General features: G+C 70.2%; 11 protein-coding genes. 3 read left to right on the top strand and 8 right to left on the bottom strand.

Annotated elements, in window-relative coordinates; all coding sequences use genetic code 11:
- Positions 1-52: 52 nt before the first annotated feature.
- Entirely contained in the window at positions 53-2284 is a 2232-nt protein-coding gene (gene pknB / locus TBIF_RS01695) for a Stk1 family PASTA domain-containing Ser/Thr kinase (RefSeq protein ID WP_024793152.1), read from the bottom strand.
- A 109-nt stretch (positions 2285-2393) separates the two neighbouring features.
- Between pknB and TBIF_RS01690 the strand changes: the two genes are divergently transcribed.
- Positions 2394-2777, top strand: a complete 384-nt coding sequence (locus TBIF_RS01690) for an Rv2175c family DNA-binding protein (RefSeq protein ID WP_024793151.1) — start codon at positions 2394-2396, stop codon at positions 2775-2777.
- A gap of 10 nt (positions 2778-2787) precedes the next feature.
- Here the strand turns inward: TBIF_RS01690 and TBIF_RS22650 are convergent, their stop codons facing one another.
- Genes TBIF_RS22650 through TBIF_RS01670 form a run of 4 tightly spaced genes read right to left on the bottom strand, consistent with a single transcriptional unit; the run spans position 2788 to position 8084 of the window.
- Entirely contained in the window at positions 2788-3708 is a 921-nt protein-coding gene (locus TBIF_RS22650) for a phytoene/squalene synthase family protein (RefSeq protein ID WP_038169384.1), read from the bottom strand.
- Positions 3698-5338, bottom strand: coding sequence for an alpha-(1->6)-mannopyranosyltransferase A (locus TBIF_RS01680; protein WP_024793150.1), 1641 nt, complete (start codon positions 5336-5338; stop codon positions 3698-3700). The genes TBIF_RS22650 and TBIF_RS01680 overlap by 11 nt, the downstream gene beginning before the upstream one ends.
- Positions 5335-6990 carry a phytoene desaturase family protein gene (gene crtI / locus TBIF_RS01675; RefSeq protein ID WP_024793149.1) on the bottom strand — a complete coding sequence of 552 codons (1656 nt, stop codon included), beginning with the start codon at positions 6988-6990 and terminating at the stop codon, positions 5335-5337. Before crtI ends, TBIF_RS01680 begins: the two co-directional genes overlap by 4 nt.
- The gene (locus TBIF_RS01670; protein WP_024793148.1) at positions 6990-8084 is read right to left on the bottom strand and encodes a polyprenyl synthetase family protein; all 1095 of its coding nucleotides are present in this window, start codon (positions 8082-8084) and stop codon (positions 6990-6992) included. Before TBIF_RS01670 ends, crtI begins: the two co-directional genes overlap by 1 nt.
- A gap of 225 nt (positions 8085-8309) precedes the next feature.
- Between TBIF_RS01670 and metF the strand changes: the two genes are divergently transcribed.
- Positions 8310-9245: a methylenetetrahydrofolate reductase [NAD(P)H] gene (gene metF, locus TBIF_RS01665; RefSeq protein ID WP_024793147.1), complete on the top strand. Its 936-nt coding sequence runs from the start codon at positions 8310-8312 to the stop codon at positions 9243-9245.
- Positions 9246-9274: 29 nt separating this feature from the next.
- Here the strand turns inward: metF and TBIF_RS01660 are convergent, their stop codons facing one another.
- The 3 genes from TBIF_RS01660 to TBIF_RS01650 form a co-directional block, all read right to left on the bottom strand.
- Complete coding sequence (locus tag TBIF_RS01660; RefSeq protein ID WP_038169380.1) at positions 9275-9946, bottom strand: LppM family (lipo)protein; 672 nt, start codon at positions 9944-9946, stop codon at positions 9275-9277.
- 67 nt (positions 9947-10013) lie between these two features.
- Positions 10014-11615 (bottom strand): phytoene desaturase family protein, encoded by a 1602-nt coding sequence (locus TBIF_RS01655; protein WP_024793145.1) that lies wholly within the window; start codon positions 11613-11615, stop codon positions 10014-10016.
- Positions 11616-11638: 23 nt separating this feature from the next.
- Complete coding sequence (locus TBIF_RS01650) at positions 11639-12187, bottom strand: GNAT family N-acetyltransferase (protein ID WP_148302127.1); 549 nt, start codon at positions 12185-12187, stop codon at positions 11639-11641.
- A 231-nt stretch (positions 12188-12418) separates the two neighbouring features.
- Between TBIF_RS01650 and TBIF_RS01645 the strand changes: the two genes are divergently transcribed.
- The gene (locus TBIF_RS01645) at positions 12419-12850 is read left to right on the top strand and encodes an SAV_6107 family HEPN domain-containing protein (RefSeq protein ID WP_024793143.1); all 432 of its coding nucleotides are present in this window, start codon (positions 12419-12421) and stop codon (positions 12848-12850) included.
- Positions 12851-12953: the final 103 nt, after the last annotated feature.

The raw sequence follows: 12953 nt of genomic DNA, 5'->3' as shown, positions 1-12953 counted from the left end.
TGCTGGCGATTTGGCGGTCAGCGCATGTGGGGCGAGGCGTGGCCGGTGGCGCTCAGGGCAGCGCGGTGACGGTGACCTTCTTGCCCTGTGCCACCCGCGAGCCGGCGGCGGGCCGCTGGCTGATCACCAGCGAGCCGTCGTTGCCGATGATCTGCTGCACGTCGACAGCCAGGCCCAGCGCGGTGAGCTCCGCACGGGCGCTGCGCACGCTCTGGCCGAGGACGCTCGGGACCTTGACGGTATCCGAGACATAGATTTTGACCTGCGGATTGGCGGGGTCGACGCGGCCCGCGCCAGCGGGCTCGCTCTTGCCGATAGTCCCGGCCTGGGCGTCGGTGTCGGATGCCGTGCCCGCGTCGACCGGCACCAGGCCCGCCGCGGTGAGCGCGTCGCGGGCCTCCGCCGGCGACTTTCCGGCGACGTCCGGCACCACCAGGGCGTTGGAGACCAGCAGTGTCACCTTGGATCCGTCTGGCACCATGTCGCCGATCTCCGGGTCGGCGTCGAAGACCTTGCCGCCGTCGGTGTCCGCATCGAACTCGGTGCGGACGCCGTCGACCTTCAGCCCCGCTGCGAGTAGCGCCTCGGTGGCGTCGTCCTGGGACTTCCCCTTGAGATTTGGCACCTGCACGGGCGGCTTGCCCTTGCTGTTGACCACGGTCACCGTGGAGCCGACCCGCACGACGGTGCCGGAGCGGGGGTTCATCCGCAGCACGGAGCCCTGCGGGACCGTCCCGCTGTACTCCTCGCTGCCGAGGGAGGGCACCAGTGTCCGGTCGGCCAGTGTGGCCAACACGGTGTCGGTGGAGGCGTCCCCATCGAGCTCGGGCACCGTGGGTCGGCCGAGGGAGACGGCCACCAACACGGATGACGAGCGCAGCACCTTCGTGCCGGGCCCGGGGCTGACACCCATGAGGGTGTCCGCGGGCTCGGTGTCCGAGTAGGCGCCGTCGAGCTGTGCGTCGAGCCCCGCGGAGGACAGCGCGGACAGCACGGCCGCCTGGTCCATCCCGGCGGTGGCGGGCACCGTGGTGTAGCGGCCGGACCCCAGCCACCAGCCCCCGACGCCGAGGCCGGCAGCCAGGGCGAGGATGACGAGCAGCCACAGGGCCATGGAGCGACGCGACCGGCGCCGTTGGCGGTCGACTTCGGGGGTGGCGGCGGGCAAGTGGTCGTCCGAGTCCGGCTCGCCGCCAGAATCCTGTGCCGCGTCATCATGTTCGGCGGCACCGGGATCCAGGGGCGGCGGTCCCACCATCGTGTACTGGCGGGTGTGGCTGGGGTCGGCCGGCTCGGGTGCGGCCTCGGACGCGGAATGCTCGGCCGCGGGCGGCAGGATCGTCGTCTGGCCGCCGTCGGGCACCCCGATGTGGTGGGTGGCGGCCTCCGCGGCGCGGTGCTGGGCCGATTGGGTGGGGGCGGGCACCCGGAACGGGGGCAGCCGCAGCGCCTCGGTCAACTGGTCGAGGGACCGGCCCATATCGGCGGCGTTGACGAAGCGGGCGTTGGGATCCCGGTCAGTGGCGCGTAGCACAAACGCGTCGAGCTCGGGCGGCACGCCGGCGATTAGGGTGCTCGGCGGCGGCACGTCCTCGTTGATCCGGCGGTAGGCGATCGCAAGGGAGGTGTCGCCGGTGAAGGGGGTGCGGCCCGTCAACATCTCGAACACCACGGTGCCCACGGCATAGATATCGCTGCGCGGGTCAGCGTGGCCGGTGCTGACCTGCTCAGGGGAAAGATAGGCGGCTGTGCCGAGGATCACGCTGCTCGAGGTCACCGTCGCGCCGGCGACGGCGCGGACCAACCCGAAATCGGCGAGTTTGACCTCGCCGTCGTCGGAGATCAACACGTTCTCGGGCTTGACGTCGCGGTGTACCAGCCCGGCGCGGTGGGCGGCGGCGAGCGCGGTGAGCGCCGGCCGGGCGACGGCCACGACGGCGTGCGGGGGCATTGGGCCGCGCTCGCGCAACAGCTCGCGCAGGGTGCCGCCGCGCACCAGCTCCATGACAAGGAACGCGTAGTCGCCGTCGACGCCCTGGTCATAGACCGCGACCAGGCCCGGATCCTTCAGGCTGGCCACTGACCTGGCCTCGAACTCGAATCGGGACAGGAACTTCGGGTCGGCGGCGAACTCGGTGTTCATCACCTTCACGGCGACGTCGCGGCCGAGCCGCACATCGGTGCCGGAGTAGACGGTGGACATGCCGCCGCGCGCGATGGGGGAGCCTACGAGGTACCGGTTATCGAGCAGCGTGCCGACGAGTCTGGCGCCGATCTGGCTCACGCGGTACCTCCTTGACATAGCTGAGTGGGTGGGTCGATCAACCATGATATCCACTGCCGGCCGGTGGGCGGTTTCGCCGTGAGGGCACTCGGCCGGTTACCGTGGTGCGGTGAGTACATTTCCCGTCTGCGAGGACGTGCTGGACAGGTCCGTCGAGCTATATCAAATTCCCGACATCTCGAAGGCGCTCCGGGTGCCCATCACCCGCGTGCACCAGATGCTGCGGGACCGGCTGCTGCTGGCGGTGCGGCGGGACTCCGTCGTCGGCGTGCCGGCGATTTTCCTGGAGTTCGACTTTGAGCCCGGCCGCAACCGGATCCTGCGCTGGGTCCCCGGCCTGCTCGCGGTCCTCCACGATGGCGGCTACTCGGGGGAGGAGACGCTGACGTGGCTGTTCACCGAGGACGACTCGCTACCGGGCACCCCCGCTGAGGCGTTGCGCGGGCATCTGGCACGTGAGGTCATCCGCCGCGCCCAAGCCCTGGCCTTCTAGCTAGGGTCGGTCAGCCGAAGAGCTGCCGGGCGGTGATCGCGAGCCGCCGGCGGTTCGGCACGGTGATGCGCCGGTCGAAGATTTGGTAGTCCGCCTCCTCGATCTCGTTGAGGATCTGGCCGTACACGGCGGCGGCGGTCCGCACGCAGGGCCGCGCCCGACGCTCCAGCAGCGCGATCCCCGGCTCTGCCAGCCGGTAGATGCTGCGGGTGTGGGCGATCGTGTGCGCCAGCGCGAGCCGGACCCGCTGATCCGGCCGTCCTGTGGCGCGTGCGTGCGCCAGGAGCGCCTCGTCGACGTCGAACGCGGCGAGCTCGTCCAGCGGCAGGTAGATCCGGCCCAGGTCGAGGTCCTCGCCGACATCGCGCAGGAAGTTCGTGAGCTGGAACGCCTTGCCCAGCGCTTCCGCGTGCACCGCGGCCTCGGGCGTCCGCGCGCCGAGGATCGGCAGCACCTGCAGACCGATCACGGCGGCCGAGCCATACATGTACTCGTCCAGCTGAGACATCGTCCGGTAGTGCGCGATGTGCTCGGGGGTGCCCGGCAGATCCATGCGCATCGAGTGCAGGAACGCCCAGAAGCAGTTGGGGTCGATGTCGTGGCGCTTCGCGGTGTCCGCGAGCGCTGCCAGGACCCGGGGGTCGATGGGGGATGCGGCGATGGCGGACGGGGTACCAGCGAGCTGTCCGCGCAGCGCCTGCTCGACCGCGTCGAGCAGGCGGGCGGTCTGCGCGGGGGTGGTGCCGGGGCCAGGGAGGTCCACGATGTCGTCCACAGCGCGCGCGAAGGCGTAGAGCGCGTGGATGGCGGGCCGACGGTCGGCGGGCAGGAGTCGCGTCGCCAGGTAGTAGGTGCGGCCGTGGTGGGCGGCGATCTTGCGGCAGTACTCGTATGCCCCGGACAGATCTACCTGTGGGGGATCAGACGCCATCGCGAGCAGGACCGTCAGAGACCAATTCCGGACCGGGCGCGGGCGCTGGGCCAGCGGTGGTGGGGTCGGCGGTGGTATCGGCAGGTTTTGCGGCGAGGAACCGGCGCAGTCGCAGCGGGTCCTCCCGCGTCAGCGAGACCGCGGCCACGACAGCGCACGCGGTGGCGATCAGCACGTGGTACCACTGGTACATCCCGATGGAGCCGTCCGGCTGGAAGATCAGCATCATCCAGGTGCACAGCCCCACCAGCACCGCGAGCGTGGTGGTGGACAGGGCGAATCCAGCGCCGATGGCCAGCGGCCACGAGTAATACCAGGGCAGCGCTGCGGGGGAGAGCAACACGATGGCGATCATGGCGAACACGATGCCGAGCATCGCCTGCCGGACGGTGTTGCGGTACCGGATGATGACGGCGATGACGATGGCGACCAGGGTGACCGCCGAGATCAGGCGGGTGACCTGCAGGACCGGCGCGAGCTGCACATGCGTGAACCATGAGGTGGCGAGGGTGTAGAGCTGGGCCACCGCGGTCGGCAGCGAGAGCCAGTTGATGATCTTGTTGGAGCCGGACAGGGCAGTCAACCAGCCGAGCCCGACGCCCGCCATGAGCGAGATCGCGGCGAAGATCGCGATGAACGTCGCGGCGCCGGCGCCCGCGGTCTTCAGGAAGGTCCGGAGCCAGTTCGGCGGCTCCTCGCCGCGCAGCTCCGCGTCGTCGCGGATATGGCGCATCCAAATCCACACCATGAACGGCAGCGCGGCGCCGGCCGTCGCCTTCACGGCGACGGCGACGGCGATCAGCGCGATCCCGGGAAGGTGCTTGCGCTCGAGCACCAGCACGATCCCGGCCGCCATGAGGCCGACCATGAGGACCTCGTTGTGCACACCGCCAATCAGATGCACCAGGACCAGGGGATTGAGGACACCGAGCCACAGCGCGATCGTGGGATTGCCGCCCAGGTGGCGCGCGATGCGGGGCACCGCCCACACCATGAGTGCCAAGCCGGGCAGCATCGTCAGGCGCAGCAGCATGGTGCCGGAGACGACGTTCTCCCCCGTGATCATCGTGATGCCGCGCGTGAGCAGCAGGTGGGCGGGGCCGTACGGGGTGGTGGTGGTGGTCCAGACGGTGCTGACGTTGTCGAGCAGCAGTCCGGGGTTGACGACCGGGCCGACCTCGTAGGGGTTGAAGCCGTCGCGCACGAGGGCGCCCTGGGCCAGGTAGGAGTAGGCGTCGCGGCTGAATAGCGGCACCGAGAACAGCAGCGGGGTGGTCCACAGCGGCACCACCCAGTACATCTGCTTGAGCGTGATCTTGCCGGCCAGCGCGGCGCGTCCCAGCCGCACCCAGGCGGCGATCATCAGCAGGACACCGGCCCACACGAGGATGCCGGAGAGGATCTGGCCGTGGCCGAAGCGCAACCAGGACAGGAACATGGCCTCGAGCAGGTGGTCCCGCTGGCGCAGTGCGCCGGAGCCGAAGCCGCCGAAGACCATGAGCAGGGCTCCGATGAGTCCCGGGAGCGCGATGCGGCCCTCGCCGCGCCAGAGGAAGTTGTACGCCTCAGCGGGCGCGGTGGCCCACCAGGAGCGTTGCGCTGGCGGGGACGGGTTGGGGGTGGTGCTCAATTGTGATTTTCCCCCAGATACTCACGCGGCCGTGTGGCACGGTGCTGCGGACGTGAACGACCGCCAAGGATAGCCGCTGTGCGCCTGCTGTTGGACACGCGGGCCAATTCGGCGCGTCCGCCGACGATCCGCTGCGCGGCCAGCCGGCCGGAGATCAGGGTCGTCGGGACGCCGACGCCGGGGGTGGTGCTGCTACCGGCGAGCACCACGTTCTGCAGGCCCCGCACCAGATTCGGGCGTCGGAACGGCCCGGTCTGCGGGAACGTGTGCGCCGCGGCGAAAGGCGAGCCCGCGCCCATGCCCTGCGCCCGCCAACTCGCGGGTGTCAGCACGCGGTCCACCTGGAACCCGGACCGGTGGTCCGCGATGCCGTGGTAGCCCCGGCCCTCCAGGGTGGTCAGGATCTCCGCCGAGTACGGACCGGCGAGGTTGTCCCAGGCCAGGGGTGCGCTATCGAGGTTTGGGCACGGCGCGAGGACGGAGAGCAGCTCGCGGTTGCCGGGCAGGTTGAGCCCCGGGTCGCTGAGCCCCGGCCGGGTGACGAGCAGCGATGGGTCGCTCATCAGGCGGCCGCGGCCCCGCCGGGCGGTGATCTCGGCGAAGGTCTGCTCCCAGGCGTCGCCGAAGTCGATGGTGTGGTGGTGGGGGGCGCCCCAATGCTGGGACGTCGAGCGGTCGACCGTGCCGTGGAGCACGACGGCGGACGGTGACCAGCGGGTGCCGCGCCGGGGCCAGCGGGCGCTCGACCTGGCGAGGAGCGCGTCAACGACGGGCAGGTCCGGCGTGAGGATGAGGGAGTCGCACGCGAAGGCCCGGCCGTCGGCGGTGCGCACGGCGCTAGCCCGGTCGCCGGCGAAGTCCACCCCGGACACGTCGGCGCCCAACTCCAGGACGCCGCCGGCGCTGGTGAACGCGTCGGCCAGTGCCAACGTCACCGCGGCCATGCCGCCCTCGGGGAAGTACACGCCGAGGGAGGTGTCCATGTGGGGGATCGCGCCGTAGACGGACAGCGCGCGGCGGGGTGCGAGGCCCGCGTACAGAGCCTGGAAGGTGAACACGCGCTGGAGGCGGGGATCGGTGATGAACGACGCGACCTTGGGACCGAGCCTGCCGAAGCCCCCGAGTGCGGTCACCCGCACGAGGTCGGCGACGGCGGCGGGGGAGCCGACCATATCCAGGGGAGAGTCGAAGTTGGAGTCCATGAAGCGGTCGAACTCGGCGGTGAACATCCGCTCGAGCCACGCACGCAGCCGCACATAGCCGTCGACCTCGCGCTGGCCGAAGACGCGGGCGATCTCCTGGGCCATCGCGTCCGGGTCCGAGTGCACGTTCAGGTGGTCGCCGTCGGGGAAGCGGGCGTGATACGACGGGTCGAGGCGGGAGATCCGCAGCGGCGGAGAGGTGTCCTCTGGGCCGAGGCCGACGGCGGCGAGGGCGTCGTAGACCAGTTCCGGCATCGTGAGGACGGTGGCGCCGGAGTCCATCTGATAGCCGGGCCCGGGCAGGATGCCCATGCGCCCGCCCGGGGTGGGGTCGCGCTCGAGGAGGGTGACCTGGCGGCCGGCGCCGAGAAGGTGCAACGCGGCGGACAGGCCCGACAGGCCTGCGCCGACGATCACCACCTTGTCGGTGGCGCCAGTGACCGCCCGCATCAGGATGTCCGGGCGGTCGCGGTGGCGAACATCGGACGAAGCAGGGCCGCCGCGGCGGCGTTGGCGTCGCTGGCGACGAGTGCGGCCTCGGCGCGGTCGGTCAGCGTGAGGATCAGCGCCTCCACCTCGTCGACGGCGCCCAGGGAGGTGAACACGTTGCGCAGGCCCGCGATCTGGGCGTCGGTGAGGTCCGCCCCGATGCTCGCGCGCAACAGCTCCGCAGTCTCCGGCTCGGTGGCGTCGGCCCGGGCCAGTGCGGCGGCCAACAGGACCGTGCGCTTGCCCTCGCGGAGATCGTCGCCGGACGGCTTGCCGGTCACCGCTGGGTCCCCGAACACGCCGAGCAGGTCGTCGCGGAGCTGGAACGCGATGCCGAGGTCCGTGCCGAGCTCGCGGAAGGTCTCGATCAGGGCGTCCCCGGCGCCTGCAGCGGCGGCGCCGAGCTGGAGCGGGCGCTCGACCGTGTACGCGGCGGTCTTATAGCGGTTGACGCGCATTGCGGACTCGAGGCTCTCATCGCCCCGGGCCTCGCTGTGGATGTCGAGGAGTTGGCCGCCGAGCACCTCGGTGCGCATCGCGGCCCAGATGGGGGAGATGCGGGCCATGGCGTCGGCGGCCAGGCCGGACTCGCGGACCATGTCGTCGGCCCACGCCAGCGCCAGGTCGCCCAGCAGGATCGCGACCGAGACGCCGAAATGGTCCGCATCGCCCAGTGCGCCGCTGTTGCGATGCCTGCCCGCGACCGCGACGTGCACGGTGGGGTAGCCGCGGCGGGTCGCGGAGGAGTCGATGATGTCGTCGTGGATGAGCGCGCAGGCCTGCACCAGCTCCAGTGCGGCACAGCACTTGACCATGGCGTCGGCCTGCGGGCCCTGAGCCTCGCCGCCGCCGCTGAGCCAGCCGGTCCAGGCGAACAGCGGCCGAATCCGCTTGCCCCCGCGCAGCACGAACTGCTCGAGCTGGTCCGCGATCTCCACGAACTCGCTACCGACCCTGGCGGTCACCGCACGGCGCTCGTCGAAGAATGCGCGCAGCGCCGAGTCGACTGCTGCCCGCAATTGCGCGTCCGGGGTCAGGTCAGCGTCGGTGGACACTGGGGAGTCGGGTCCGGCAGACAGGGGGTGCCTCCTGAAGGAACACAGCGGTGCGCTGCTGCGGGTAATGGGTGTCACGGACGTGGCGATACTCCAACAACTCTACTTCTGTGCCAATTGTGTCTGGGGTCACCCCGGTCCGTGGCGATGTTGGCGATCTCGGACTCAGAACTATGATCACTGGGTGAATGCTGAAGTGAAGGGGAGGCCGCGGTGCCCGCGCGAGTGACTAAGACGCCGTCGATTGTCGACCGGATCAAATCTGGGGATGATCGCCGGATCCCATTCTCGGTGGAGTTCTTTCCGCCGCGGGATGAGGCGGCAGAGGCGCGCCTGTGGCGGACCGCCCGCGATTTCGAGCAGCTGGGGCCGGCGTTCGCGTCGATCACCTATGGCGCCGGCGGGTCGACGCGGGACCGCACAGTGCGGATCACCGGTCAGATCGCCCAGGAGACGACGCTGCTGCCGGTGGCGCACCTGACGGCTGTGGGGCACAGCATCAACGAGTTGCGCGCCATGGTGGGCTCCTACGCGGACAAGGGCATCAGCAACATCCTCGTGCTGCGTGGCGACCCGCCCGGCGATCCGCTCGGCGAGTGGGAGCAGCACCCGGAGGGCGTCGAGTACGCCGAGGAGCTCGTCTCCCTGGTTCGCGACCTCGGTGATTTCCATGTGGGCGTGGCGTCATTCCCCGAGGGCCACCACCGCTCGGAGAGCCTTGAGTCGGACACCAAATACCTCGTGCGGAAGCTGCGCGCGGGCGCCGAGTACTCGATCACGCAGATGTTCTTCGATGTCGAGGATTATCTGCGGCTGCGTGATCGTGTGGTCGCCTGCGACCCCTTCGAGGGCGCGAAGCCGATCATCCCCGAGATCATGCCCATCACCTCGCTGCGGTCGGTGCGTCGCATGATGGAGCTGTCCGGCTCGAAGCTGCCGGCGGCGCTGGAGGAGCGGCTGACCCGGGCAGCCGGCACTGGACCCGAGGAAGATCGCGCGGCGGTCCGCGAAGAGGGCATCGCCTACGCGACGGAGATGGGCGAGAGGCTGATCGCCGAGGGCGCGCCCTCGCTGCACTTCATCACGTTGAACTTCTCCCGGGCGACCCGCGAGGTGCTGCAGAATCTGGGGCTGGCCCCAGCGGTGGCGCTGCAGCCCTAGCGGGCGGGCGCCTCAGCGGGCGGGCACGGTCACGGCTTGGGCGACTGGTCCCGGCTGCGCCAGGCCAGGTAGCCCGCCAGGCCCGCGGCCGCGAGGGCCAACAAAGACACCAGCGAAATCCAGGCCGTGAGGCCGCGGGTGTTCGGGTCCGGGTACGCGACGACCGCGCTCATCGTGCTCTTCTCCCCGTTCGGGAGCCGCCAGGAGACGGCGGTCTCGCTATCGCGGTTCCCGTCCGTGCTGGCGGGGCGGATGGGGAAGTTGACCCGCAGCTCGACATCGCCCGCCTCGGGCACTGTGGTCAGATCCGCGCTGCCGTTGAACGTGACAGTGTCGCCCGCGCGGCCGAATGCCAGCGAGAACAGCGTGCTGTGCTCGGGGTCCAGCGAGCCCAGGCTGCGCACCTCGCTGAAAGTCAGGTCGGTGAAGTAGATCTCGGTGCCCACATAGCCGTCCTGGCGGTAATCCTGCACCCGCATCTTGTCCGCCAACGCGTCCGGCACGGACAGCTGTGGACCCTTGTCGATGCCGTCCTTGGGCACCGTGGCCACCACAAGATGGCCCGTGACCAGGTCGGACTTAGACACGCCCATCGTCATCTGGACCCGTAGGCAACCGCTGAGCAGTGGTACCAGCACAGCGAACAGCGCCGTCAACGCGAGGATTCGGGCACGTCTGCTCTGCGGAATGGTGGTGGACACAGCAGCTATCGTGCCAGCCCCCGGCCATGATGCTGGCCATTGCCGTCGATTTGCGCGTCGTGGTGTGTCATCTCCGGGCCCACAGCCGTCGGAGTAGGCCGCCCCGGGCGTCGGCCAGCGCCAGCCGCGCCGCAGTGCGGCCGCTATAGCCGCTGACGCCGCCACCGGGATGCGTGGACGCCCCGGTCAGATACAGCCCGGGCAGCTCGGGGATGCGATGGCCCGAGAGCTCCGGAGTCGGCCGGAACGGCAGCATCTGGTCGAGGGACATCTCCACGTGCATGATGTTCCCGCCGACCAGGCCCAACTCCCGCTCCAGCTCGACAGGGGACTGGATGTGCCGGGCCGTGATCGTGGACTCGAACCCAGGTGCATGCCGCTCGATCTCGGCGACCACCCGATCGGCCTCGGACTCCGCCACCTCGGCCCACGTGCGGCCATCGGCGATCCGGTAGGGGTGCCACTGCGACCACAGCGTCATCTGATGCTCGCCGGGCGGGGACAAGCTGGGGTCCACCGCGCTGAACGTCATCGCGAGCGAGGCCGGCCGCGGTGGCAGCTGCCCGGCCAGTGCCGCGCCGTGTCCGGCGCGCAGGTGGGCCCTGTCGTTCACCAGCAGCTGTAGGCCGGCGTGCACCCCGGCTCCGGTCAGGGCCGGCGCGCTCGGGTAGACGGGCAGCGCGGTGGTGGCCAGCCGCACGGCCATCCCGATACCGGGGCCGACGCGGATCTTCCTGCGCCAGGCCGCGCTCCGCGGGCTGTCCTCGAGCAGGTCCAAGGTGGTGAGAATGTGGCAGCCGGCGACGACAGTGCGCGCGGTGAGCGTCCGGCCGAGTTCGGTGGCGACGGACCACGAGCCATCGGGGCGCCGCCGGAGCGCGGTGGCGCCGTCGCCGAGGGAGACCGCGGACCCACCGGCGCGCAACTTCGCCACCATGGCCGCGGTGAGGGCGCCGCTACCCCCGATCGCCCGGCCGGGGGGAAGGGAGTGCATCAGCGCGGCGAACCCGACCATCGGAGCGGTGCCCGGCTCCGACATCGGCGGCCCGGACTGCGCGCCGAACCACGCCAGGGCGGCCTTGAGGGGCTCGTCGTCGAAATGTTCGTCCAACAGGGCATCGCCCGTGGCGAGGAAGGTGTGCGCGACCTCGCCGATGTCCCCGCCCTCGCCGCCCAGCAGGCTCGGCACGCCCAGCGCCGCGAACGCGCGGCCCAGGGAAACGCCGGTCGGCGGCCCGCCGAACGCGCTCATCACCCGGCGCGAGAGCGGGCCCCAGATCCCGACGAAGTGCCGGTACGCGTCGGCGTCGCGTTGCCCGCAGGCCGCCGCGATGGACGCGCAGGTCAGATCGAGGTCGGAGTGGAACACGATCCCCGGCCTGTCCGGTTGATCGGGCGGCGCGGGGGCGAAGGCCCAGGGATCGCACTCCGCGTACTCCAGGCCGAACCGCGCCAGCCCCAGCTCTTCGATGATGCCGCTGTGGCGGATCATCAGGTGGGCGGAGGAGCCGCGGTCGATCAAGTGGCCGGGGAATCGCTCCACCGTGGAGACGGCTCCTCCGGGCACGGTATCTCGCTCGAGGACTTCTACGGACCATCCGGCGTCGGCCAAGTAGCACGCTGAGACCAGGGCATTGTGGCCGCTGCCGACCACGATCGCATCCAACACAGGGCCAGGCTAGGTGACAGCTGCTATGCCGGATCGACTGGGAGCGGCAGTTCGCGGCCAAGGACGGCAAAGGGCCGCTGGTCGCCTCGGAAGGTGAAGTGGCGCAGCACGTCCTGGAAGCCGAGACGGCGATAGAGGCTCCACGCCCGGTTGTCCTCGTCTGGCACCTCGGGGGTGGAGAGTAGAACTCGATCCTCGGCGCGGCCGTCGAGAAGTGCCTGCAGCAGGTGGCGGCCGATGCCGCGGCCTTGTTGCTCGGGGTGCACGTGGAGCTCGGTCAGCTCGAAGTAATTGTCCAGCAGCCGGCGGCTGGCCCCACTGTGCGTCAAGCCCTCGCGGACCTGGATGTCCCACCAGTATGCGGGCGTGCCGCGGTAACCGTAGGCGATGCCCAGCAGCGGAGTATGGGGTCCGATATCTGCCGGCGCGGGGCACTCGAACGCCCCGACCGCCCGCCATCCCCCGCGCAGGATGTGCTCGCTCCACAGCGGGGCGCGCATATGTTCAACGCCGGTGGGATAGCCCATGGCCTGCACGTATATCGATAGGGCCTCGTACATGCGCGTGCGCATTGCCGGGGCTGTCAGGTTAACGATGGTGATGGTCACGGCCGGATCCTCCGATGGGAACGGTGAAATTGTCAGAGGGTCGCGTTAGCATCAAAACTATCGAATCGATGTTCGACGCGAACTGGCTCGATGTCAGGAGATTCGACGTGGTGGGCCCGGTGCGGGCCGAGAGGCGGGACTCGCACCGGGGCGCCGCGAAACGCAGATGGAGATCGCCGGCTAGGAGGTTGCGACATGACAACGACGAGAAGCGCGCTGACCCCTTCGAGTGCCCCGCCCCGGGCGTTCGAACTGCTTGGGCGGGCAGACTCCCTGCTCTCTGAGGCCGCGTGCGTAAGAGACGCCGAGTCGGCGGAGCGATTTCGGTTGGCCTATCTGGCGGCGTTGCGCGGTGCGGCAGCGGTGTTAGCGGCGAGGCCATGTAAGCAGAATAGGCGGAAGGGCTCGGGCAGTGCGTGGGCCCTGTTGATGGGCGTGGCTCCGGAGCTCTCGACGTGGGCGGCGTTCTTCGCCGACCACTCGGCCAGGCGCATCGCCATCGAGGCTGGCGTGACTGGTCGGGTCACCTCAGTGGAGGCGGACCAGCTCCTGCGTGAGGCCGAGCGGTTTCTGGATGTCGTCGAGGACGTGATCGAGGCTAAGCCAGGTATGGCGCAAGCGGGTTGACGGGTGGCTCCACCTGCGCCGGGTCCGCGCGCGGGACCGTTCTCCAGCCGCAGGTGGAGCCACGGTTTTAGCGGATCTATGAGAAGCGGGTGGTACGGTCCGT

The organism is Tomitella biformata AHU 1821 (genome assembly GCF_000524475.1).
Taxonomy (GTDB): Bacteria; Actinomycetota; Actinomycetes; order Mycobacteriales; family Mycobacteriaceae; genus Tomitella; species Tomitella biformata.
This window is presented reverse-complemented; position numbering and strand designations above follow the sequence as displayed.

Bases quoted from the DNA above. Each gene is read 5' to 3' on its own strand.
- TBIF_RS01645 (WP_024793143.1), top strand. From the start codon at position 12,419: ATGACAACGACGAGAAGCGCGCTGACCCCTTCGAGTGCCCCGCCCCGG.
- TBIF_RS01650 (WP_148302127.1), bottom strand. From the start codon at position 12,187: ATGCGCACGCGCATGTACGAGGCCCTATCGATATACGTGCAGGCCATG.
- crtI (WP_024793149.1), bottom strand. From the start codon at position 6,990: ATGCGGGCGGTCACTGGCGCCACCGACAAGGTGGTGATCGTCGGCGCA.
- TBIF_RS22650 (WP_038169384.1), bottom strand. From the start codon at position 3,708: ATGGCGTCTGATCCCCCACAGGTAGATCTGTCCGGGGCATACGAGTAC.